Raw genomic sequence first — 20,194 nt, forward strand, 5'->3', positions numbered from 1 at the left:
GCTGGCGGTCCGGAGTCGATATGATATTGTTGACTTAATTGGCAATAAATCGGGTAACGAATTAACCGTTGGCGTAGCCGCGAGTATCTAGTCAGAACTGAGGGAGGTAGCCAAAAAGCTATGACGACGATAACTTATTGCAAAGGCTTGCCAACTCCCGCCGATGAACTTAACCCCATCGGTTTCACCGACTTGGAGATGTTTTTAACTTCATTGTCCGATATATTCTATCAAGCAACAGTTGAAACAGTTAACCATTTATTAAATAAAGAAATAAAATTTAATCAATCCAGTTGGAATAGTCTTATGCAAGAGAAATACGGACTCAGTAAGCGTTATGCTAACGGAGTAATTGCATTAGCCAGAGGAAAAACCTCCTCAGCCAAAGAATGTAGAAAGCGCCAGATAAAGCAATTAAAATCACGAGTTCAGTCAGGGAAAGATTGGGTAGCCAGAGCCACAAAGAAAATTAATTTAGCTCGGAAGTTCTATGGAAAAAAGAACTGGCAATCCTCCAAAAATGGCTGCAACTTTCCCTTATCGTCAAACCTCAAGACGAGAAAAACTAACTGGCATCATTTGCGTCAAGGTTTGCATCAGAAAAAGCGATATATCCACCGACTTCAAAATCAAATTAAACATCTATTGAGGGCGAAAATTAGAGTAAAGGTATCCAGAGGGTCAGTCTTTATTGTTGGCTCCAAGGATGAAAGTTATGGGAATCAAACTTGTCAATGGTCTGGAGATACTATAAAGTTGACGCTTCGACTTCGCTCAGCGTCAACACCGAGCGAAGCCGAGGTGTTGAGAGTCCCGGATTGTCTAGAAGCCAAATTTGGGAAATATGTCACATCAAAAATTGGCAGCTTCTCCCGTCAGATTAATAGATTACCCAATAGTGGGGCGAAAACATGGCACTTCTATAGAAAGGATAATCGATGGGTTGTCGCTGTTCAATTCACGCCCGCCGCGGTGGAGAAAGTTAGTAGAGAAATTAAGTATGGTGCCCTGGGTATAGATCTAAATCCTAGTTCTATCGGTTGGGCTTATGTTGATGGTCAAGGAAATTTAAAAGCTCAGGGAACTATTCCTTTTCAGACGGGTTTACCCAAAGGTAAACAAGATGCTCAAATTGTCGATGTTTGTTTGAAATTGGCAGCTTTAGCCAGGAGCTTTTCTTGCCCTATTCTGTGCGAAAGCTTAGATTTTTCGACAAAAAAAGCTCAACTACGAGAGCGTGGAAAAAAATATGCTCGAATGCTTTCTGCCTGGGCATACAGTCGTTTTTATCAAATTTTGTCATCGATTTTATCCAACCGAGGAATAACTATAAAGTTATGCAATCCAGCTTACACGAGTTTGATTGGATTGGTTAAATATAGTCGGATGTATGGACTATCATCTGATGTGGCAGCTGCCCTAGCAATTGCCAGAAGAGGCATGAATTTGAGTGAGAGATTGCCGCGCTCTGTGTCCGCCTATCTCGGAGTGAATCCGAGAAAGCACGTATGGAGTGCTCTATATCAATTTAATAATTTTATTGGTCGATGCCCTGTAGTCAATCGTAGACACGATTACTACTGCGTCTCTAACTGGGAGCCGTTGGTTAAGACTGATATCGAGCGACAATGCCGGGTATCAGCCAAGCGTAAGCGTTAACGGTTATCGACCAAAAGTTACACCGTGGACTTATACCAAGACAGAATTACTTATAGGTAGGTTTGTCTAGGTTTTTAGAAGCGGTGAGTAATTTGCATCCACCCACTAGACAAAAAGGGGTTGTAATCTGCTATGATAGTCAAGCACCGCCTTGGAGAGGTGGCTGAGTGGTCGAAAGCGGCAGATTGCTAATCTGTTGAAGTGTTTAGGCGCTTCCGAGGGTTCGAATCCCTCCCTCTCCGTTAAATCGATTAAATCGATTCTTTATGCCTGAGAGTGCCATTGGCTAGCATGAACGTTTGACCAATGACCAATGACTAAAGCAAGGCTTTGAGTAATGCCTGAAGCTTGAGTTGGATTTCTGCCAGTTCTTTGTCGGGGTCAGAACCCGCCACAATTCCTGCCCCGGCGTAGAGTCTAGCGCGGTAGGTGTTGTCATGATTTAGAGAAGACGGGTTGCTGTCGATTAATGCTGAACGAATACCGACAATGAACTCACAATTGCCTTGATAGTCGATCCAACCTAACGGGGCTGCATAGAGGGAACGGTCAAAGGTTTCGTAGCGGCGGATTTGTTCTTGAGCAATCTGGGTAGGAACACCAGCTACAGCAGGGGTAGGATGAAGCTGGGCAACAATGTCTAGGGGATGGACATTGGTAAACAGTTGTGCTTGGATTGGTGTCCACAGATGCTGGATGTTGGAGAGTTTCAGCAGTTGGGGCGCAGGTAAGTATTGGGGGATGAGTCCCAACTCAGATAGGCGTTGAGTGATAAAATCTAGGACAAATTGGTGTTCGCGCTGCTCTTTTTCAGAACCAAGCAAGCGATCGCCAAACTCAGCATCTTCACTGGCTGTCCTTCCACGCGGCGCTGATCCAGCTAAGGCATCCGTTACCAACAGATGGTCACGAATACTAATTAACCGTTCAGGACTCGCACCGAGAAAGTTCTGTCCTTTACCATTGCTGGCACAAAAGATATAGCAATCTGGATGGCGTTGGCGCAGATTATCTAGGGAGTGGACGAGGTTAAAGGGCTGGTGGGAAAAAATATCAACGGCATTAGCCAGAACAATTTTACTAAATTCATTGGCATCGATAAAATTTAAGGCGGCGACCACGGCTGACTTAAAGGCTTCAGTATTTATGGATTTGGGCGGGATAAATGGAGAACAATTAATCCGAGTCAGCGAACTGGGTTTATGCTCTGAAAATTTAATTTCAGCAATTTGATTATATAGGTCTTGCAAGAGTCGTTTAATGTTGACGTGAGGATCAACTTGAACATTCGCCACTACTGTACCGCTATTCTCCCGAAACGCCACTTGCCACCGAGGAAGAAAAATAGTAGCGGCTCGAAATGGGGACGGTTGATTTAAAGCAAAAAATGTAAAAAAGCAAAAAAAGTGCGGTCCGGAAAAAGAGATAGTTTGATTTTGTTGAAGCCAAATCCAAGTGTCTTTTAGATAATTATGAATGACAGTCTTAGCGTGTTGGAATCGATTGATTCCTTCAAGTTCAGCATAGATAGTCGCATCAATAGCCAGAATCGCTTCATTTTCCTTTCTTTTTTCTAAGTAAAACTGGAATGACTGAGTTCCACCAAGAATCTGGAGTACCGCCAGTGGATCAACCCTGGGAATTGGCACAGAAATACTGGCAATTTGAGTGCAGCCTTTCTCAAGAGATGCCTGCTGACAAGCGACAAGGAACTGGTATAGCTCCTTGTGGTCTGGCAAGCGATCCGTATGAGATGATAAATACGCCATGTACAAGAGGATTGCAGATTTTCGGTGATCCAGGCAAGACAGTTTCCCCAGATGTCGGCTACACGACTCAACGTCTGCCTTTCTATCTACCATTGCATATTTTGCCCAGTCAGCCATAAGGGAGTTAATCCAGTTGACTGAATCCCCCGCCTTATGGGTAAAGTGTTACCTGTTGCCTCAGCCCGGAAAAAGTGGAATGAAATTGCCTGATGGTCCAACGTTGCCGTTTTTTGTGCAAACGCTGCAACTCATCGCTGATCCGCTTAAATTTCTCGACCTCTGTACGCAGCGTTACGGAGATGCCTTTACCCTCCGCTTACTAGGTCGGAACTCCCCACCTGTGGTCTTTTTCAGCCACCCCCAGGCAATTCAATCCATATTTACCACGTCCTCTGACCAATTTGAGTTGGGTAAAGTCACCGATGTCTTCCGCCCCCTGACGGGTTCTACCTCCCTGATTATGTTAGATGGACAGCAACACCAGGTCATGCGGGGGTTGTTGATGCCGCCTCTGCATGGGAAGCAGTTGCCCACCTACAGTCGGCTTATACGTGATATTACAACCGATGCGATCGCGGATTGGCAGCCCGGATCATCCCTTCCCATTCGGGACTACATGTCTGACATTTCCCTCCAGGTGATCTTACGGGTGGTGTTTGGTCTTAATGTAGGCGATCGCTATGACAGGCTTAAACAACTTATTGAACCATTCTTGAACAATATCACCTCCCCCCTGAACTCAATTCATTTTTTCTGGACACCATTGCAGCAAGATTTGGGTGGGTGGAGTCCCTGGGGCAAGTTTGTCAGGCAACGGCAGCAAATTGATGATTTAATTTATGAACAGATTGCCCACCGTCGCACTGAACCGGAGGGAGATGATATCCTCTCTCTGCTCATGTCTGCCCGTGATCAAATGGGTCAATCGCTGACTGATGTCCAGTTACGTGATCAGTTAATCACCTTGTTACTCCTGGGTCATGAAACTACCGCGTCTGCTTTGGCGTGGGCGTTTTACTGGCTGCATCGTCAGCCGTTATGCTTAGAGAAATTAACACAAGAGTTAGACAGCTTGGGTGAGAATCCAGACCCTGACGCGATCGCACAACTCCCTTATCTTACGGCGGTCTGTAAAGAAGCGCTACGAGTGTACCCGATTGCCTTAATTGCTCAACCGCGTCAGGTGAAAGCATCGGTGCAGATCCAAGGGTATGAATTGGAGCCAGGAGCGATCGCGGTGCCTTGTATTTATTTAACCCACCGTCGCCAGGATGTCTATCCCGAACCTGACCAGTTTAAACCCGAACGCTTTGTGCATCAGCAGTTTTCCCCGTATGAGTATTTCCCCTTCGGCGGCGGTAGTCGTAGCTGCATCGGCATGGCATTGTCCCTATTTGAAATGAAGCTGGTTCTGGCAACGGTTCTATCCCGCTATCAGTTGGCGATTGACCCCAACACGTCTGTACAACCGTGGCGACGAGGGATTACCATTGTTCCCTCTAAGGCTTGTCCCATGGTAGTGAAGACCCAGCGTCACGTTCACTCAGCTAGAGAAAAAGTAATCAGTTATTAGTAATCCGTTGTAAAATAGAGTACCTTTTTGATCTGATTGCTCGACCCAAAACGGGAAACAAGAATGGATCAGCGCTAGTCTACTGGATGTCTAACTTGCTCTCATGACCACAAAGTTCATTGCTCAGTCCCCAAATAAGTTATGGTTAGCGGCGCTTAAACCACCGATGTATAGTGTGGCTATCATTCCCATTTGGATTGGTACGGCTGTAGCCTACGGGGAAACGCTAAATATGCATTGGGGAATCTTTAGCACATTTTTACTGTCCGCTATTTTAATTATTGCTTGGCTTAACCTTAGTAATGATGTCTTTGATTCAGAAACAGGAATTGATCACAACAAACATCATTCATTAGTAAATTTAACCGGAAACAAATCTCTAATTTTTTGGTTGAGTAATCTATTTTTAGCCGCAGGTATCCTAGGAATCATCGCTATCGCGTGGTGGCAACGGGATTGGACGGTGATTGGCATTGTCTTGCTTTGCTGCGCTTTAGGGTATAGTTACCAAGGTCCTCCCTTTCGCCTGGGTTATCAAGGGTTAGGCGAGGTTATTTGCTTTTTTACCTTTGGTCCGATGGCAGTGGCGGCGGCTTACTACTCCCAAGCCCAATCCTTCTCGTCAATGGGGTTAGCAGCTTCAATCATTATTGGGATTAGTACCTCAATTATTTTATTTTGCTCCCATTTCCACCAAGTCGAAGATGATATAGCCGCCGGAAAGCGATCGCCGATTGTTCGCTTGGGAACTCAAGGTGGTGCTAAACTACTCCATTGGTTGAGTGGTAGCCTTTTTGCCCTGACGGGTTTGTTGATCGCATTGGGGATGTTTCCGGTTTGGACAGGATTAATTGTTCTGAGTTTACCCTTTGCCCTTGAGTTAGTGCAGCATGTTGGCTGCTATCATGATCAACCCCAAAAAGTCAGCAATTGTAAATTTATCGCCGTTAAGCTGCATTTTTGGAGTGGATTATTCTTGGGGTTGGGCTTTGTTGTCCCCAATCTTTGGTATTGATCTGTTTCTCAATGATCCACTCGGATCGGACAGGAGTACCTTAAAATAAGGTATAAAAAATTAAATCAAACTATTTATAGCACTACGGGGATACGTTAGGACATCAGTTAGCCTAAGAGGGAACAGGGAACAGTAAAGAATGTCCTAACCTGTCTTAGTACTGCTATAAAGGTTTGGCTCAATCTCCAGCGTTGAAGCTAGGAGGTTTTTTGTTTACATTTATTTACAAAGTTGCCGAGTATTGATTTCCATCTCCTGAACGATAGGGAGGTGAGTCAGTGTTAATCCCTTGGAGAGAGGTAAGTCTAAGTTCCATAAGTCTACAATTTAGTTAGTCGTCCATGATTCACTCACCTGATTATGCTGAAGCGCTCTAAGCTGAGTGAAGTTCATGCACCAGTATTAGGGTTGGTTAATACTCAGGAAAGAATCTCGCATAGATGCTGACTGTAAGGAGAACTATTGAGGTTGAAGTCAATGAGTTTCAGCCAATTTTATTCGTCCTTATTTCTAAACTCATCATTAATAAAGGATTCAATTATGCAACTTATGGATATGTCAAAGCCCCACAAAAGTACTTCAACAAACAGAGAAGCTTGGTGGCAAACTCCTGTACTCAATCGTCGGGCATGGACGTGGGAAGATGCTCGTAATGTAACCCACCAAGGCGAATGGTGGCAGAATGCGGTTATTTATCAGATTTCCCCCCAGAGTTTTAAAGACAGTGACGGCAATGGTGTCGGTGACTTGAATGGCATTATTGAACAACTCGATTACATTACCTCTCTCGGTGTCGATGCCATCTGGCTATGTCCGATTTATGAATCCCCGATGGAGGATTTTGGCTATGACATTACCGATATGCGGGATATCGACCCGCTTTTTGGCTCTCTAGAGGATTTTAAACGACTGTTGGCAGTGGCTCACTCCATGGGATTGAAAGTGATGCTAGATCAAGTTTGGAGTCATACCTCTGATAAGCATCCCTGGTTTCTAGAAAGTCGGCAAAATAAAAATAATCCTAAGGCAGATTGGTATATTTGGGCAGATCCTAAGCCTGATGGTTCGCCCCCCAACAACTGGTTATCCGCATTTATGGGTCACAGTGCTTGGCAATGGGGACCTGAACGCAAACAATTTTATATGTATAATTTCTTAGAAAGCCAACCTGACCTGAACTGGCACAATCCAGAAGTAGTTGACGCGATTTTGGTACGGGCAAAATTCTGGTTGGATTTAGGAATTGATGGGTTCCGCATCGATGCGCCTAACTTTTTCATGCACGACGCCCAATTGCGAGATAACCCCGTTCGCCCGGAAGATGCGTCTTTACCTGATGGCGTCGCCCCCGATAATCCTGTGGTTCGGCAACTATTTAAGTACAACTTCTGTCGTCCGGAAACCTTAGACGCCCTCAAACCTATCCGGGATCTCATGGATCAGTATCCGGGTACAGTTGCCTTAGGCGAAGTAACTTTCTGTGAAGATTCGATTGCTCTTGCCAGTGAGTTTGTAGAAGGTGATGAGCGGTTACACATGGCATATCATAGTGGGCTTCTCATCGATGAACCCATCAGCGCCAAACTAATGCAACGGATGATGGAAAAAGTGCTAAGTAACTTTACCCAAGGTGGTGATTGTTGGATTGTCGGCAATCATGACTATGGTCGTCTGCGATCGCGCTGGACTGGAAAGGATGCTCAGGGAAATCCTTATCCAGAAGAATTTTATCATCTAATCGCCGCACTGCTGCTCTCTTTACCGGGTGCAATCTGTCTCTACCAGGGTGATGAACTGGGATTAACTGAAGCCAGAATTCCGGAAGATATTCCTGTGGAGGATATTAAAGATCCCTTTGGTCAAGCCCTTTATCCAGCGATTAAAGGACGAGACGGTTCGCGCACCCCAATACCCTGGCAAGCGGATGCCCCTCATGCGGGGTTTACCACGGCAGAAAAACCCTGGCTACCTGTTCCCAAAGATCATTATCAACGGGCAGTGGATCTGCAAAATAAAGATCCCAACTCCTTACTGAATACCTGGCGTCGTTTACTCCACTGGCGCAAAAAACAACCGGCATTAGAAGCCGGTAACTTGGAAATTCTGGAGACGGAGGAACCGATTTTTGCCTTTATCCGGGAGTATGCAGAACAGCGAATCTTGTGTATTTTAAATTTGAGTAACAAATCAGTACGCTATGACTTGTCGGCATATCCGGGATGTAAGGAAACCGAAGGATTAGGCTTTATCACCCATCGCCAAGGTGATACGCTGGAAATTCCTGGCTATAGTGTCTTCTTTTGTAATATGCCCCCAACCTGTGATTATCAACTGAAGTCGAATTGAACCTGTAGAGACGCGCCATGGCGCGTCTCTACATTTGTTGGTTATGCTAATCCTTCCACAACCGGATGGAAGTAAAACGCCAACCCCAACACCAAATAAGCCGCAATTAGCAAAATTCCCTCCAACCAGTTCGACTTCCCATCAGAACTAATGGAATTAGCGATTAACACCGCCACCGCTACCGCCACCAGTTCAAAGGGGTTAAAATCCAAATCCATCGGCTGACCCAAAAACCAACCCGCAATCACTAAGACAGGGGCGACAAATAGGGCAATTTGTAAACTTGATCCCACCGCCACCGACACCGACAAATCCATCTTATTTTTCATCGCCACTGTCACCGCCGTAGCGTGTTCGGCGGCATTGCCAATAATGGGCAATAGAATCACCCCTGTAAATAGGGCAGTTAATCCTAACTGGGAGGTAGCTTCCTCCAACGTCCCCACCAACAGTTCCGACTCTAACGCCACCAAAAGGGTGACTCCAAGTAACACGCCAATCCACAAGCCTAAATTCACCTTATGTTCCGGTTCCTCGGTGGAGGAGGAAACATCGTTTCCCTCTTGGGACTCAACATCCACCATGCCCACATCTAACAAATAGCTGTGGGTTTTCATCGAAAATAATAAGGTGAGAGCGTAAACCACAATCAACACCCCCGCCACAGCAACCGATAATCTTTGTAACGTCGCTTCATCAATGTCAGGCGTCGTAGCATCCATCGCCGTCGGTAGCAACATGGCAATGACAGCCAAATTCATTGAGGACGCATTTACCCGCGCCACAATCGGTTGAAAGCTTTGTTCCTTGTACCGCAATCCCCCCAAAAGCATAGATAAGCCCATCACCAGCAGCAAGTTGCCAATAATTGATCCCGTAATCGTGGCTTTAACCACATTGACTAAGCCAGCATTGAGGGCAATCAGGGCAATAATCAGTTCTGTCGCATTACCAAACGTGGCATTCAGCAAACCACCAAAGGTAGGTCCTGCTACAACCGCAATTTCTTCCGTGGCGGTTCCCATCCACGCCGCTAGGGGAACGATCGCCAAACAGGAGGTAATAAATACTATAGCTGCTCCCCATTCCAGAAAATGCGCGGCGATGGAAATGGGGACAAAAAGTAACAACAGTGACAGAATCGTGTTTTTGTTCAGCATCTAAAAAATAAGCAAATAGGCACAGATTAAAGTTAACGGTAAGGATTGTCATTTGTCATTTGTTAGGGAACAGGGAACAGGGAATCGGGAACAGGGAATCGGGAATGGGCAATCGGCAATGGGCAATCGGTAAGGTAGAGTTTTGAGTTAACTTCCCCAGCTCCCCCAGCTCCCCCAGCTTCCCCATCTCCCTCATCCCTGCAACTTCCCAGGAAGATGTGCAATAATCGGCAAGAGTTGTTATAGTGCGTCTAAGTTTTGTGAACTGACCGCAACGTTATATGAAGTTTTATCGATTTTCAGTAAATCTTGCGGTTGAATAAAAAACTGAAGGGACAGATTGTTACACGTTCATCCCTAAATGCAAGTTTAGCCACTGGTGTCAATGCTTTTTTCTAAGGATCTGGGTATACATTCTGTACACTGTACTAAGAAATGATAAGGAGACTCAAATCCTTACAAAGGACAAAGGACGAATGACGAATGACAATCCTCACCGTTAACTTTACTTTTGTCCGACTACTTATACCGAGCTGGCGTTCCCTACTGAAATGGCTAGCTTTCAACCTAAAATTCGTTTAGCGAATCTCTCAACTTATCTCTACTCAAGAGCGAAAATGACTAGAGTAAGGGAATCTGTCTGACTACGTTTTCTGTGGAATTTGGTGATCTAAATGACTTCTGCTGCTGAACTTTCAGCTTCACAAGCTGCGGCAAATCCCATCCCTACCTTATCCGAGGAGGTTGGGCGAGACCATGATCCCCTGCAGACAGCCAGGGGCGTCTACGTAACTGTTCACGGGCATTTTTATCAACCCCCCCGTGAAAATCCCTATCTGGATACCATTGAACGTCAGCCCTCGGCGGCTCCGTTTCATAACTGGAATGAGCGGATTCATCACGAATGCTATCGCCCCAACGCCTTTGCCCGGGTGTTAAATGGTTACGGCGAAGTGGTGGGGATCGTTAATACCTTTGAATATCTCAGCTTTAATATTGGTCCGACGCTGATGTCGTGGCTAGAACGCTACGACATGGAAGTGTATGAGCGAATCATAGAGGCGGATCGCAAGAGTTGTCAACGGCTCAACGGTCATGGCAATGCGATCGCGCAAGTCTATAACCATATCATTCTTCCCCTCGCCAATGAACGGGATAAATACACCCAAATCCGTTGGGGAATGGAAGATTTCCGCTCTCGCTTTGGTCGTGATCCCGAAGGGATGTGGCTGGCGGAAACGGCGGTAGATTACCCCACCCTGGAAGCGTTAGTGGCAGAAGGGATTAAGTTTATTATTCTTGCTCCCTCCCAAGCTGAACGCTGTCGGGTTTTGCCAACCGAAGACAATCCTGATCCTAAATGGCATGAAGTAGGTGGAGGTCAGATTGATCCCAGCCGCCCTTACCGTTGTTTCCTGGAAAGTGGTGAATTTATCGACATCTTTTTCTACGACGGTCCCATCTCACGGGATATGGGGTTTAGCGATGTTCTCAGTAGTTCCGAACATTTCGCAGGTCGTCTGGGAATCGCGATTCATGGGGATCACCGTCCCTCCCAGATTATCAGTGTGGCAACCGATGGGGAAACCTTCGGACATCACAAACGCCACACGGAAATGTGTATCGCCCATGCTTTTACCCAAGTCTTTCCCCGCCGTAACTGGACGGTGACCAACTTTGCTCATTATCTCAGTATCAGTCCGCCGACGTGGGAAGTGATTCTCAAACCCGTAACCGCTTGGAGTTGTTCCCACGGTGTCAACCGTTGGCAAGATGACTGCGGCTGTGGTGGCGGCGGGGGTTGGCATCAAAAATGGCGGCGTCCCCTGCGAGAAAGTTTGAACTGGCTGCGGGATCAGTTGATTCCGGTGTATGACGAGAGGGGGCGTCAGTTTTTCCGCGATCCTTGGGCGGCGAGGGATGAGTATATTCAGGTACTCAGAGATCGCTCTTTGGAAAATGTGGAGCAATTCCTCAACCGTCATAGCGTTGCACCTCTTTCTCCCACTGACCAAATCGACGCTCTACGGCTGTTGGAAATGCAACGCCACGCCATGCTGATGTATACCAGTTGCGGTTGGTTCTTTGAGGAAATCTCCCGTCCCGAAGGGGTACAGATTTTACGCTATGCAGCACGGGCGTTGGAGTTAGCTGGGGAAGTGGTGGGTATCCAGCTTGAGCTAGGGTTCTTGGAACGCCTACTTGTAGCACCCAGTAATGTAGACTGCTTTAAAACCGGGGATGTGGTCTATCGGCAACTGGTTGTGTCGTCGCAAATTACCTTCCAACAAGTTGCTGCCCATTACGCGATTAGTTCCTTATTTACCAACTATTCCCAACAAGAACGGATCTACTGCTACGAAGCCCACCAGCTTGACTATCAACTCCAACGTATGGGTTCACTGACGTTGGCAGTGGGTCAATTGCGACTGGTGTCGGAGATTACCTGGGAAAATATGGAATTGGTTTTTGCCGTTCTCCATATCGGCGGCTGGGACTTCCACTGCTGTATTCAACCCTTTACCGGACGTCGGGCATATACCCAATTGAGGGACAATATTTTTGATGCCCTCAAGCAAGCCAGTGCTGCCCATACGATTCTGGCAATGAATCAGATGTTTGGGGAGCAGTCGTTCAGTTTACAGAATCTGTTTGCTGAGGAACGACAACGGATTATGCAGCTAATTAGTCAGGAAACCCTGACACGATTAGATCAGCTTTATAACCAGATGTACCGGGATAATTACGGCGTGTTGATGGCATTCCATCGGGATGAATTGCCCGTACCGAAGGAATTGCAAGTAGCAGCAGAAATTGCGTTATCCAACCGTTGTTTAATTGCGATTAAAGCCCTAGACATGGAGGTGAGTGATCCCCAAGCTATCAATGCTCAGATAGCCGAACTGGAAGCGATCGCCACAGAAGCGGGACATCTACGCTGTCATCTGAACATCCCAGAAGCCAAGCTAACGCTGGAAACCTTAATTTGGCGATCGCTGTGGCAACTGTTGCATGAGGGTGATCCAGATACCCTCGGCGATGATATCCGCCAGATTGATCGGTTGATTGAGATTGGCAATCGATTAAACCTCGGTTTAGCCTTAGACCGTTGTCAGGAACTTTTTTTCAACTGTTTACACACCTCAATCGTGCCGCCGTGTGAACTGGCGATTCAAGCCCAACGCCTGAGTAATCACAATAATGGACATGATCAGGCGCAGCTTACGGCGGCAAATCCTTGGACAATTATCCGATTACGCCAGTTGCTTCAGCTTGGTCAACTGTTGTTGGTGGAAGTGAGTCCTTGGTTAAATCAGTTGATGTAGATAGTAGGGGCTTGGTTACCCATCCGTGTTTAAGCTGTGTCTGTATACTCGTCTAATCCTTTCCCCCTCATCCCCTAACCCCTTCTCCCACAAAGGGGAGAAGGGGAACCGGACTCTCTTGCACCCCTCTGCCGTGCAAAAAAAGCGAAGCATCCTCTGGCTTCCCCCTTTTTAAGGGGGACGGGAGGGGGATCTATAAGGGGGGAACGAGGGGGATAGGGGTCTAGCTTAAGTTGACACCAATGCTTGGTAACCAAGCCCCTACAGCGGATCTCCATTAGGGTAATAGAACCCCGTTAAGCCCGTGAATCATGCCGTTAGAGGCAGGAATATCTGCCATCACGACGGGTATACCATTGACAAAAACTTCGCTAGCATTACTGACTCGTATGGTTACGGGTTTACCCGCGAGGGTGGTTAACCGTAAGGTCGAACCGGGGGTTAAGCCAAAGGTGTTAATGTTACCGGGGACAACGTGATAGGTAAGGATTTCAGTTAATCGCGATCGGTTTTGGGGTTGAAGCAACGTTGCCACAGTGCCATCGGGTAAAGCAGCAAAGGCTTCATCAGTGGGGGCAAAAATGGTAATGGGTCTCCTATTCGCCAGTGCTGAAGTGAGTCCAGCAGTTTTAATTGCAGCCGTGAGGGTGGAGAAAGCGTCGTTGGCGGTTTCGAGTTCATCGGCTATATTGCTCACACCCCGTTGAGCAATCAGGTGGAGTCCGGGTTCTGCCTTCAAGAGACGAGGGGAGTCGGTGACGCTGTTGGCGGGTAATGCGATCGCGGTACCGAGACTGGCTAAACCTAAACAGGCGGTTAGTTTTCTCAATGTGGAAGTAAAAGAGCGGGCTGGCATGAATTTTTCTCCTCAGAGCAGGTATTTATAACGATTTGTATACTACTTTAGTCTGAATTCCGACCCTATGCCTCTTTCTCAGGTGCAATGTCGCGTCTGCTCAGTGCATACTGAGAGATTGGTCAATTGATTTGGGTTACATAAATTTCCACTTCTGGGGTTTAATCAAAACCAAACGAGTCGCTACACTGAAACAGAGGAAGACTTGTTCAACAAGGGGATGGAGCACCAACTGGCGAGACGATTACCTGACCAAAGCCAGGGATTATGAAGAAATGGGCATTCCAGAATATTGGATTGTTGATTACTTGGGGTTAGGCGGTAGACGGTTTATTGGCAATCCAAAGCCACCCACTTTTTCGATCTACCAGCTAGTTGAGGGTGAGTACCAGGTTAGTCAGTTTAGGGGAGATAACCTCATCGAATCCCCAACATTCCCAGAGTTGAACTTGACAGCACAACAAATCTTTAGCGCAGGGGAATGACAAGCCTGTACACAGACATTAAGAACAACCAAGAGAATCGCTTGTGGCTACACCCGTTTTAGAATTAATCCCTGAAGCCTGCTGACATAAATGTTTCAGTTGTGCGCCATCTAAGAGAGCATCAGTGAAGTCAGCCCCCGTGATTAATGTATTATCAAATACTGATCCAAGTAAGAGGGTTTCGACTAAAATCACATCACTTAAATCTGCACCCGTCAAATCTGCCTGATCTAACATGCCATAGCTTAAATCCGCACCATGCAAATTGGCATGAGTCATCACCGAACCACTAAAAATAGCACCTCGCAAGTCAGCATAGGCAAAATTACTTAACTGTAAATTGGCATTAGCAAATTCAGCCGTCTGTAAATTTTGACCGGAAAAGTCTTTGCCTGTGAGTTGGGCGTGACTGTAGGATAAGGGAGGCGGATAGTCAGCCGCTTGAGCAGATAGAGGATGAACGAATAGAGCGATCGCGACTAGGAATGCTATCAGTTGCCGAAGAATCATCTCAAATTGCCTGATTGACCTTAATTCTTGTCCATCTTAAATCTGATTGGGGTTTATCCGGTAACATTCAGGCGGCGAGGGTAAGCAAGCGTTCAAGACATGGGTAGGTTAGCGCATGAGACATAGGTAGGTTAGCGGGCAAGATATGGGTAGTGGTGTGGCACACCTAAGTAAGATGGATGAAGCTTACGCCCAGAAACTGTAGGGGCGCACCGACGTGCGCCCGATTTAATCGTAAAATCTATGCCACCATTTTAGCTGTGTCAGTTTTATTTAAGTAATGTAAATAGCTCATCAACCTTCTTTCTTAGGATAGATAAATTTAAATACATTTGCTTGATACTCTAAAAACTGTGTTGATTAAAATCTGATTGGTTAAGCATTAAACTATTAAACCAAGGAGGACATTACTATGGGAATTTTAGCCTGGATTGTTTTAGGAATTCTCGCTGGCGCGATCGCGAAGGCGATTTATCCAGGTCACCAAGGCGGTGGTATCCTGGCGACGATGGCACTGGGAATCGTTGGGGCTTTAGTTGGAGGCTGGATTGGTAACTTACTCTTTGGAGTCGGTTTTACAGGCTTTACTTGGTGGGGTTTACTGATTGCAATTGTGGGCGCGATGGTCGTCTTGTTCATCTACGGTCTGGTTACGAAAAACGCATAATAATCCATTGATTGGATAAGCTGATCCCCCGCTTAAAATTTGGGGGATTTTACGTTGTTTGTCCGACTTTTTTCCCAAAGAAAGGTTTTGTTCGCTTCCAAAAGCCGCTTGCGTGTTTACATCTTCTGTCGGTATAGTTGCTGACATAAGACCAATCACCAATGACCAATGACCAAACTTCGAGCATTAATCTTTGACGTTGATGGGACATTAGCCAATACAGAACAAGACGGACACCGCGTCGCCTTTAACCGCGCCTTTGCCGAAGCTGGATATGATTGGAATTGGTCTGTTTCCCTCTATGGTGAACTATTAGCGGTTGCTGGTGGGAAAGAACGTATCCGCTATTATTTGAAGCAATACCGCCCCGATTTCCAACCTCCGGCTAATTTCGACGAGTTCATTGCCAATCTGCATCGGGCGAAAACTCACCATTATCAGCAACTTATCGCCACGGGTTCTATCCCCCTACGTCCGGGTGTGCAACGATTGATTAAAGCGGCGCGATCGCAAGGAATACGGTTAGCGATCGCCACCACTACCGCCCCTACTAATGTAACTGCCCTTTTGCAGCATACCCTAGGGGATGAGAGTCCGGCGTGGTTTGACCTGATTGCGGCGGGTGATATCGTCCCCGCCAAAAAACCCGCCCCCGATATTTACAACTATGTACTGCGGCAAATGGATTTACCACCCCACGATGGTTTGGCGATCGAAGATTCCGATCAGGGTTTAATTGCAGCAGCACAAGCAGGTATCACCACACTAATTACAGTCAACAATTATACAAAAGACCAAGATTTTCCCCAGGCGGTACTCGTATTAAATCATCTCGGAGAACCTGATCAACCCTTTACCGTTCTCGCCGGAGATGCTGGAGATAACCAATATGTTGATATAGAACTCCTGAATCATCTCCATCACCGTTAGGGTGTCCCTTGCTGTCACCCCAGTTAACGGTGAAAAGACTACAGTTAATAGTGGGTCAGACGCCACATTCCCTCTGCCCCAATCGCCAATCACCTAACTTTACAAATCTGAGTCCAAAATTCTATTATTATAGCAATAATATCTCAGCCATGATATCATGTCCCTCTAGACAGTGATTCTTGACTTTTACCGTGCCAACTTAGTTCTTACCTTGGAGTCATTTGCCTTCGGCAGTACCAACGTGTAAGTATTCAACCGAACCTGATAATGATCGGCTTGTCCCGCAGTGATAGGGTAGCGTTATGACCTATAGCCTTAGAATTACCGATATTCCTGTTAGCGAACGTCCACGCGAACGATTAATGGCGATCGGTGCCAAAAATTTGGCGACAGCGGAACTGATTGCTATTTTGCTTGCCACAGGTCAGGGGAAAGGTAAACTTTCAGCAGTAGGTTTGGGACAATATATTTTGCAGCAATTAAGTCAAGATGAACGCGATCCCATGGCGGTATTGCGAGATATCTCACCCCAAGAGTTAATGCGTATCCATGGCGTCGGACCGGCCAAAGCCACCACGATGCTAGCCGCCATTGAACTTGGGAAACGCGCCTTTCAGTCTCGCCCCACAGAAGGCACGATAATTGATAGTCCCATGGCGGCGGCGGCGGCTTTCAGTCATGAGTTAATGTGGCAAACTCAGGAACGTTTTGCTGTGTTGCTGTTGGATGTGAAAAATCACTTATTGGGGATTAAACTCATCTCCGTTGGTACAGCAACAGAGACATTAGCCTGTCCTCGTGAGATTTTACAAGCTGTTTTGCGCCATGGGGCGACGCGGTTTATTGTAGGGCATAGTCATCCAACGGGTAGTGTTGAACCTTCTGAGAAGGACATTTATTTGACCAAACAGCTTTTGCAGGGGGCGCTACTAATCGAAACACCTTTAGTGGATCACCTGATTTTGGGAAATGGCAATCACCGAAGTCTACATCACACTACTTCATTGTGGAAGGAATATCCACAAGATATTTAATAGTGTGAGTTGTAGTTTCAGGCGGCGATAACTGCACAGCAGATGTCTGTTTTAGAGCAAGAACTCCAGGCGAAAGAAACAGAGTTAGTGGAGTTGAAGGCTTCACAACTCCAGTTAATGGCTGAAGGACTCGATGGATTCTTGGAATAAAAGCATCGTTCATTTAAGGCTCTTAATGTCAATAATGACGAAATCCTTGTAGTGCGTTTAGCGAAGCCATGCCGCAGGCTTTGCATCTTGCTCGCTACTAATATCTAATTTAAATACATGACAGCTTGTTAGACTAAGCGACACTCCCCCTTTTTAGATCCTCCTGCTCTTCCTTTCTACTACGGAAAGAGCGCGACTCGGTATTACTTGTCTCCCTTGTCCTCCCTATTAAACAGGGAGTAGAATGTCCCTACAACCACGACAAGGGCGAGAAGTGGGGCATATTCTGGAAACGTGAGAAAGATTACAATGATTTCCAGGATGATTTTCATGGCTTCTAAGTTTTGCATGAGTGGTTTTCTGGTGAGTTCGACATTTTCATCAAACTCGGCGACTGTCGGAATCAGTGTCGTTCCGACAAAAGTCCGACAAAAAAAAATCGATATGAGGAAAGCTACGGGTCAAAGATGAGCGATGTCGGTTAGAGTGGCTCCACAGTACATCCGGGAGGTTAAGCAAGCTTATAAACGTCGCTGTCACACTCAGCAACGTTTGGCTGAGGAGTTGGGGATGAACCGAGACACGATTAGTAAATTTGTCAATGGCAAGTTCATCAGTTACTCCTATTTCGAGGAAATTTGCCAAAAATTAGGGCTAAATCTGGAAAAAATCGCTGATTTTGAAATTGAGGAGAATGAACCGTCAGACTCGTCTGAGCGACTTTCTTCCCTAGAAGAACGGTTGCTGGGGTATGGGGGTCTTTCTGATCTTCAATCCTCGTCTGATCCGGTAGAACCGCCACCCCAGCACAGGTTTCCGGTTCTGTTTGATCGCATTCTTGAGATTGACTTTAAGGAACAATCTCAGCGATTTAAACAGGTGATTGAACTTCAGCGCACCGCAGGCTTTTTGGTTCATGGTGAACCTTGCTATGGACAGCAATTTTTGCTGAATCGACTGTTGCGGTTGATCCCAGGGCGGCAGAATCAATCTCCGATTAAAATTGATGTTAGCTCTAATGGTGTGGGTAAGAGTATCCCAAACTTGTGGCGAGAACTTACTGCTTGTCTCCAATTACCCAGAGAAGCGACACCTACGGAGATTATGGATCGAGTTTGCGATCGCTGGCAAACTCAGGATGTTATTTTTGTCTTCTATACGGTGGATTATATGCCGCCAGGTATGCTTTCCGAATGGCTACAGGAGTTCTGGGAACCGTTGGTGACAAGAGCCAAGAAAAGTCTACCCCAGGGCGATAGGCATTTGTTGATGTTTCTGGTGGATAATTGTGGCAGTGTTGGTCAATCGAATGTTAGGTTAGCTGAGAACTTTGAGCAACCGGAATATCCCTTACGCTTACCGCCAGCAAGTCTATTTCCACGAGAAGCCCTGGATGAGTGGATAGACAATCTGAGTATGTCGAGCCAACTTCAAATACCGACTGGATTGACTGCCAATGTTTTGTTAGAACGTTCTGATAACGGTGTTCCTCACTATGTTTATGAAGAAATATGTAGGCATTGTGGACTTAGTTGGGAAGGAGTATTGGCAAAATGGTTAATTTAAGCCACCCACTCGCGGCTAAAGGTAAGCCCTATTATACAGGTAAGTCAATCTCTGAGGAAGCCTGGAAAAAAACAGGAATTGCCCCTTATTTGCCCTCGCCAGAACTGGTTAATGCGGTGAATTTAGCGATATTTCTAGAAAAACGTCCGTTGTTGTTGAAAGGGGAACCGGGATGCGGTAAAACACGATTAGCGGAGGCGGTGGCTTATGAATTAGGCTTACCTTATGAGCCGTGGTATGTTAAGTCAACCAGTTGGGCGCAAGATGGACTTTATATCTACGATGCGGTGCGCCGTTTACACGATGCTCAACTGGTGCGGATGGGTGAAAAAAGCCAGTCTCAGGTGGAGAATTTAGAGCATTATATCAAAATGGGGGCATTAGGACGGGCGTTTCAAAATCATCAGCGCACCGTGGTGCTAATTGATGAAATTGATAAGGCGGATATCGATTTCCCTAACGATTTGTTGCGAGAACTTGACGAGCAGACGTTTGTTATTGAGGAAACGGGGGAGAAGGTTAAGGCAGTTTATCCGCCGATTGTGTTTATTACCAGCAACGATGAAAAAGATTTACCGGATGCTTTTTTGCGTCGTTGTCTGTTTCATTATATTGAGTTTCCGAAGTCAAACCAGTTAGTTGAGATTATTAACGCTCATTTTCCGGCATTGACGCCAGCGTTAGTTGAGGCGGCGGTCAAGCGATTTGCTGAGTTGCGAGAGAAGATGGTGAAGGGGAAGTCGGGAAAAAAGGTGAGTACGAGTGAGTTATTGGATTGGGTAGCGGTGTTGCAGCAGTTTCCCCAGGATGAGGTGTTAAAGCAGCTTGAGGGGGATTTGCTGTTTCCTGAGGTGTTGTTGAAGAAGTGGGAGGATCATTTGCGGTATTTGAAGTAATAAGAATGGGTACAAATAATAAGAGCCAAGAAATAAATTTCTGGCTCAAAGCTAAAACCCGTTAAAACGGGTTAATTAGGTAGACACAATTAAACTTAACGGTTGAGATTAGGGAACAGGGAACACCTCGACTTCGCTCGGTGTGTCACAGGGAACAGGAAACAGTAAGAGTTTGAGGGCGGCTTGCGAAACTTAATACAGTACTGTTTTATTTTGTCCGACTACTTACGTCGATAAATATAATTATTTAGA

At 46.2% G+C, this 20,194-nt stretch carries 15 protein-coding genes, 1 tRNA gene and 1 pseudogene; 12 read left to right on the plus strand and 5 right to left on the minus strand.

Going from position 1 to position 20,194, the window contains the following annotated elements; translation table 11 throughout:
• Positions 1–120 precede the first annotated feature (120 nt).
• Both MC7420_RS00005 and MC7420_RS00010 read left to right on the plus strand, forming a co-directional pair.
• Positions 121–1,659, plus strand: a complete 1,539-nt coding sequence (locus MC7420_RS00005; protein ID WP_006098041.1) for an IS200/IS605 family element transposase accessory protein TnpB — start codon at positions 121–123, stop codon at positions 1,657–1,659.
• 153 nt (positions 1,660–1,812) lie between these two features.
• A tRNA-Ser gene (locus tag MC7420_RS00010) sits at positions 1,813–1,901 on the plus strand.
• A gap of 75 nt (positions 1,902–1,976) precedes the next feature.
• On the opposite strand, the gene MC7420_RS00015 is transcribed toward MC7420_RS00010, so the two are convergent.
• Complete coding sequence (locus MC7420_RS00015; protein ID WP_044204072.1) at positions 1,977–3,428, minus strand: isochorismate synthase; 1,452 nt, start codon at positions 3,426–3,428, stop codon at positions 1,977–1,979.
• Between the two features lie 196 nt (positions 3,429–3,624).
• Between MC7420_RS00015 and MC7420_RS00020 the strand changes: the two genes are divergently transcribed.
• From MC7420_RS00020 to MC7420_RS00030, 3 genes are all read left to right on the plus strand, one after another.
• Positions 3,625–5,001 carry a cytochrome P450 gene (locus MC7420_RS00020; protein ID WP_006097820.1) on the plus strand — a complete coding sequence of 459 codons (1,377 nt, stop codon included), beginning with the start codon at positions 3,625–3,627 and terminating at the stop codon, positions 4,999–5,001.
• Positions 5,002–5,104: 103 nt separating this feature from the next.
• Positions 5,105–6,016, plus strand: coding sequence for a 2-carboxy-1,4-naphthoquinone phytyltransferase (gene menA / locus MC7420_RS00025; protein ID WP_006098029.1), 912 nt, complete (start codon positions 5,105–5,107; stop codon positions 6,014–6,016).
• A 549-nt stretch (positions 6,017–6,565) separates the two neighbouring features.
• Positions 6,566–8,362, plus strand: a complete 1,797-nt coding sequence (locus MC7420_RS00030) for an alpha-glucosidase family protein (RefSeq protein ID WP_006097770.1) — start codon at positions 6,566–6,568, stop codon at positions 8,360–8,362.
• Between the two features lie 41 nt (positions 8,363–8,403).
• On the opposite strand, the gene cax is transcribed toward MC7420_RS00030, so the two are convergent.
• Positions 8,404–9,522 carry a calcium/proton exchanger gene (gene cax / locus MC7420_RS00035; RefSeq protein ID WP_006098098.1) on the minus strand — a complete coding sequence of 373 codons (1,119 nt, stop codon included), beginning with the start codon at positions 9,520–9,522 and terminating at the stop codon, positions 8,404–8,406.
• A 674-nt stretch (positions 9,523–10,196) separates the two neighbouring features.
• On the opposite strand from cax, the gene MC7420_RS00040 reads away from it, so the two are divergent.
• Complete coding sequence (locus MC7420_RS00040) at positions 10,197–12,848, plus strand: DUF3536 domain-containing protein (protein WP_006098235.1); 2,652 nt, start codon at positions 10,197–10,199, stop codon at positions 12,846–12,848.
• A gap of 277 nt (positions 12,849–13,125) precedes the next feature.
• On the opposite strand, the gene MC7420_RS00045 is transcribed toward MC7420_RS00040, so the two are convergent.
• Entirely contained in the window at positions 13,126–13,704 is a 579-nt protein-coding gene (locus MC7420_RS00045; protein ID WP_006097900.1) for a fasciclin domain-containing protein, read from the minus strand.
• 224 nt (positions 13,705–13,928) lie between these two features.
• Between MC7420_RS00045 and MC7420_RS38830 the strand changes: the two are divergent.
• Positions 13,929–14,189 (plus strand): annotated as a pseudogene (locus MC7420_RS38830) (Uma2 family endonuclease); the annotation flags it as partial.
• Positions 14,190–14,207: 18 nt separating this feature from the next.
• On the opposite strand, the gene MC7420_RS00055 reads toward MC7420_RS38830, so the two are convergent.
• A complete protein-coding gene (locus MC7420_RS00055; protein WP_006098132.1) occupies positions 14,208–14,699 on the minus strand; it encodes a pentapeptide repeat-containing protein in 492 nt (163 codons plus the stop codon).
• A 412-nt stretch (positions 14,700–15,111) separates the two neighbouring features.
• On the opposite strand from MC7420_RS00055, the gene MC7420_RS00060 reads away from it, so the two are divergent.
• From MC7420_RS00060 to radC, 3 genes are all read left to right on the plus strand, one after another.
• Positions 15,112–15,366: a GlsB/YeaQ/YmgE family stress response membrane protein gene (locus tag MC7420_RS00060; protein ID WP_006097902.1), complete on the plus strand. Its 255-nt coding sequence runs from the start codon at positions 15,112–15,114 to the stop codon at positions 15,364–15,366.
• Positions 15,367–15,534: 168 nt separating this feature from the next.
• The gene (locus MC7420_RS00065) at positions 15,535–16,296 is read left to right on the plus strand and encodes an HAD family hydrolase (protein ID WP_006098299.1); all 762 of its coding nucleotides are present in this window, start codon (positions 15,535–15,537) and stop codon (positions 16,294–16,296) included.
• A 302-nt stretch (positions 16,297–16,598) separates the two neighbouring features.
• A complete protein-coding gene (radC, locus tag MC7420_RS00070; protein WP_006098213.1) occupies positions 16,599–17,330 on the plus strand; it encodes a RadC family protein in 732 nt (243 codons plus the stop codon).
• A 353-nt stretch (positions 17,331–17,683) separates the two neighbouring features.
• Here radC and MC7420_RS38835 read toward each other — a convergent pair whose 3' ends face one another.
• Positions 17,684–17,830 carry a hypothetical protein gene (locus tag MC7420_RS38835; protein ID WP_006097842.1) on the minus strand — a complete coding sequence of 49 codons (147 nt, stop codon included), beginning with the start codon at positions 17,828–17,830 and terminating at the stop codon, positions 17,684–17,686.
• Positions 17,831–17,954: 124 nt separating this feature from the next.
• Between MC7420_RS38835 and MC7420_RS00075 the strand changes: the two genes are divergently transcribed.
• Complete coding sequence (locus tag MC7420_RS00075) at positions 17,955–19,046, plus strand: helix-turn-helix domain-containing protein (RefSeq protein WP_006098128.1); 1,092 nt, start codon at positions 17,955–17,957, stop codon at positions 19,044–19,046.
• Entirely contained in the window at positions 19,034–19,942 is a 909-nt protein-coding gene (locus tag MC7420_RS00080) for an AAA family ATPase (RefSeq protein ID WP_006097937.1), read from the plus strand. Before MC7420_RS00075 ends, MC7420_RS00080 begins: the two co-directional genes overlap by 13 nt.
• The last annotated feature ends 252 nt before the right edge of the window (positions 19,943–20,194 follow it).

Origin of the sequence: Coleofasciculus chthonoplastes PCC 7420 (assembly GCF_000155555.1) — a bacterium.
Lineage (GTDB): Bacteria > Cyanobacteriota > Cyanobacteriia > Cyanobacteriales > Coleofasciculaceae > Coleofasciculus > Coleofasciculus chthonoplastes_A.

Bases quoted from the DNA above. Each gene is read 5' to 3' on its own strand.
- MC7420_RS00065 (WP_006098299.1), top strand. From the start codon at position 15,535: ATGACCAAACTTCGAGCATTAATCTTTGACGTTGATGGGACATTAGCC.
- MC7420_RS00080 (WP_006097937.1), top strand. From the start codon at position 19,034: ATGGTTAATTTAAGCCACCCACTCGCGGCTAAAGGTAAGCCCTATTAT.
- MC7420_RS38835 (WP_006097842.1), bottom strand. From the start codon at position 17,830: ATGCAAAACTTAGAAGCCATGAAAATCATCCTGGAAATCATTGTAATC.
- MC7420_RS00055 (WP_006098132.1), bottom strand. From the start codon at position 14,699: ATGATTCTTCGGCAACTGATAGCATTCCTAGTCGCGATCGCTCTATTC.
- cax (WP_006098098.1), bottom strand. From the start codon at position 9,522: ATGCTGAACAAAAACACGATTCTGTCACTGTTGTTACTTTTTGTCCCC.
- MC7420_RS00015 (WP_044204072.1), bottom strand. From the start codon at position 3,428: ATGGCGTATTTATCATCTCATACGGATCGCTTGCCAGACCACAAGGAG.
- MC7420_RS00020 (WP_006097820.1), top strand. From the start codon at position 3,625: ATGAAATTGCCTGATGGTCCAACGTTGCCGTTTTTTGTGCAAACGCTG.
- MC7420_RS00075 (WP_006098128.1), top strand. From the start codon at position 17,955: ATGTCGGTTAGAGTGGCTCCACAGTACATCCGGGAGGTTAAGCAAGCT.
- MC7420_RS00040 (WP_006098235.1), top strand. From the start codon at position 10,197: ATGACTTCTGCTGCTGAACTTTCAGCTTCACAAGCTGCGGCAAATCCC.
- MC7420_RS00005 (WP_006098041.1), top strand. From the start codon at position 121: ATGACGACGATAACTTATTGCAAAGGCTTGCCAACTCCCGCCGATGAA.
- menA (WP_006098029.1), top strand. From the start codon at position 5,105: ATGACCACAAAGTTCATTGCTCAGTCCCCAAATAAGTTATGGTTAGCG.
- radC (WP_006098213.1), top strand. From the start codon at position 16,599: ATGACCTATAGCCTTAGAATTACCGATATTCCTGTTAGCGAACGTCCA.
- MC7420_RS00045 (WP_006097900.1), bottom strand. From the start codon at position 13,704: ATGCCAGCCCGCTCTTTTACTTCCACATTGAGAAAACTAACCGCCTGT.
- MC7420_RS00030 (WP_006097770.1), top strand. From the start codon at position 6,566: ATGGATATGTCAAAGCCCCACAAAAGTACTTCAACAAACAGAGAAGCT.
- MC7420_RS00060 (WP_006097902.1), top strand. From the start codon at position 15,112: ATGGGAATTTTAGCCTGGATTGTTTTAGGAATTCTCGCTGGCGCGATC.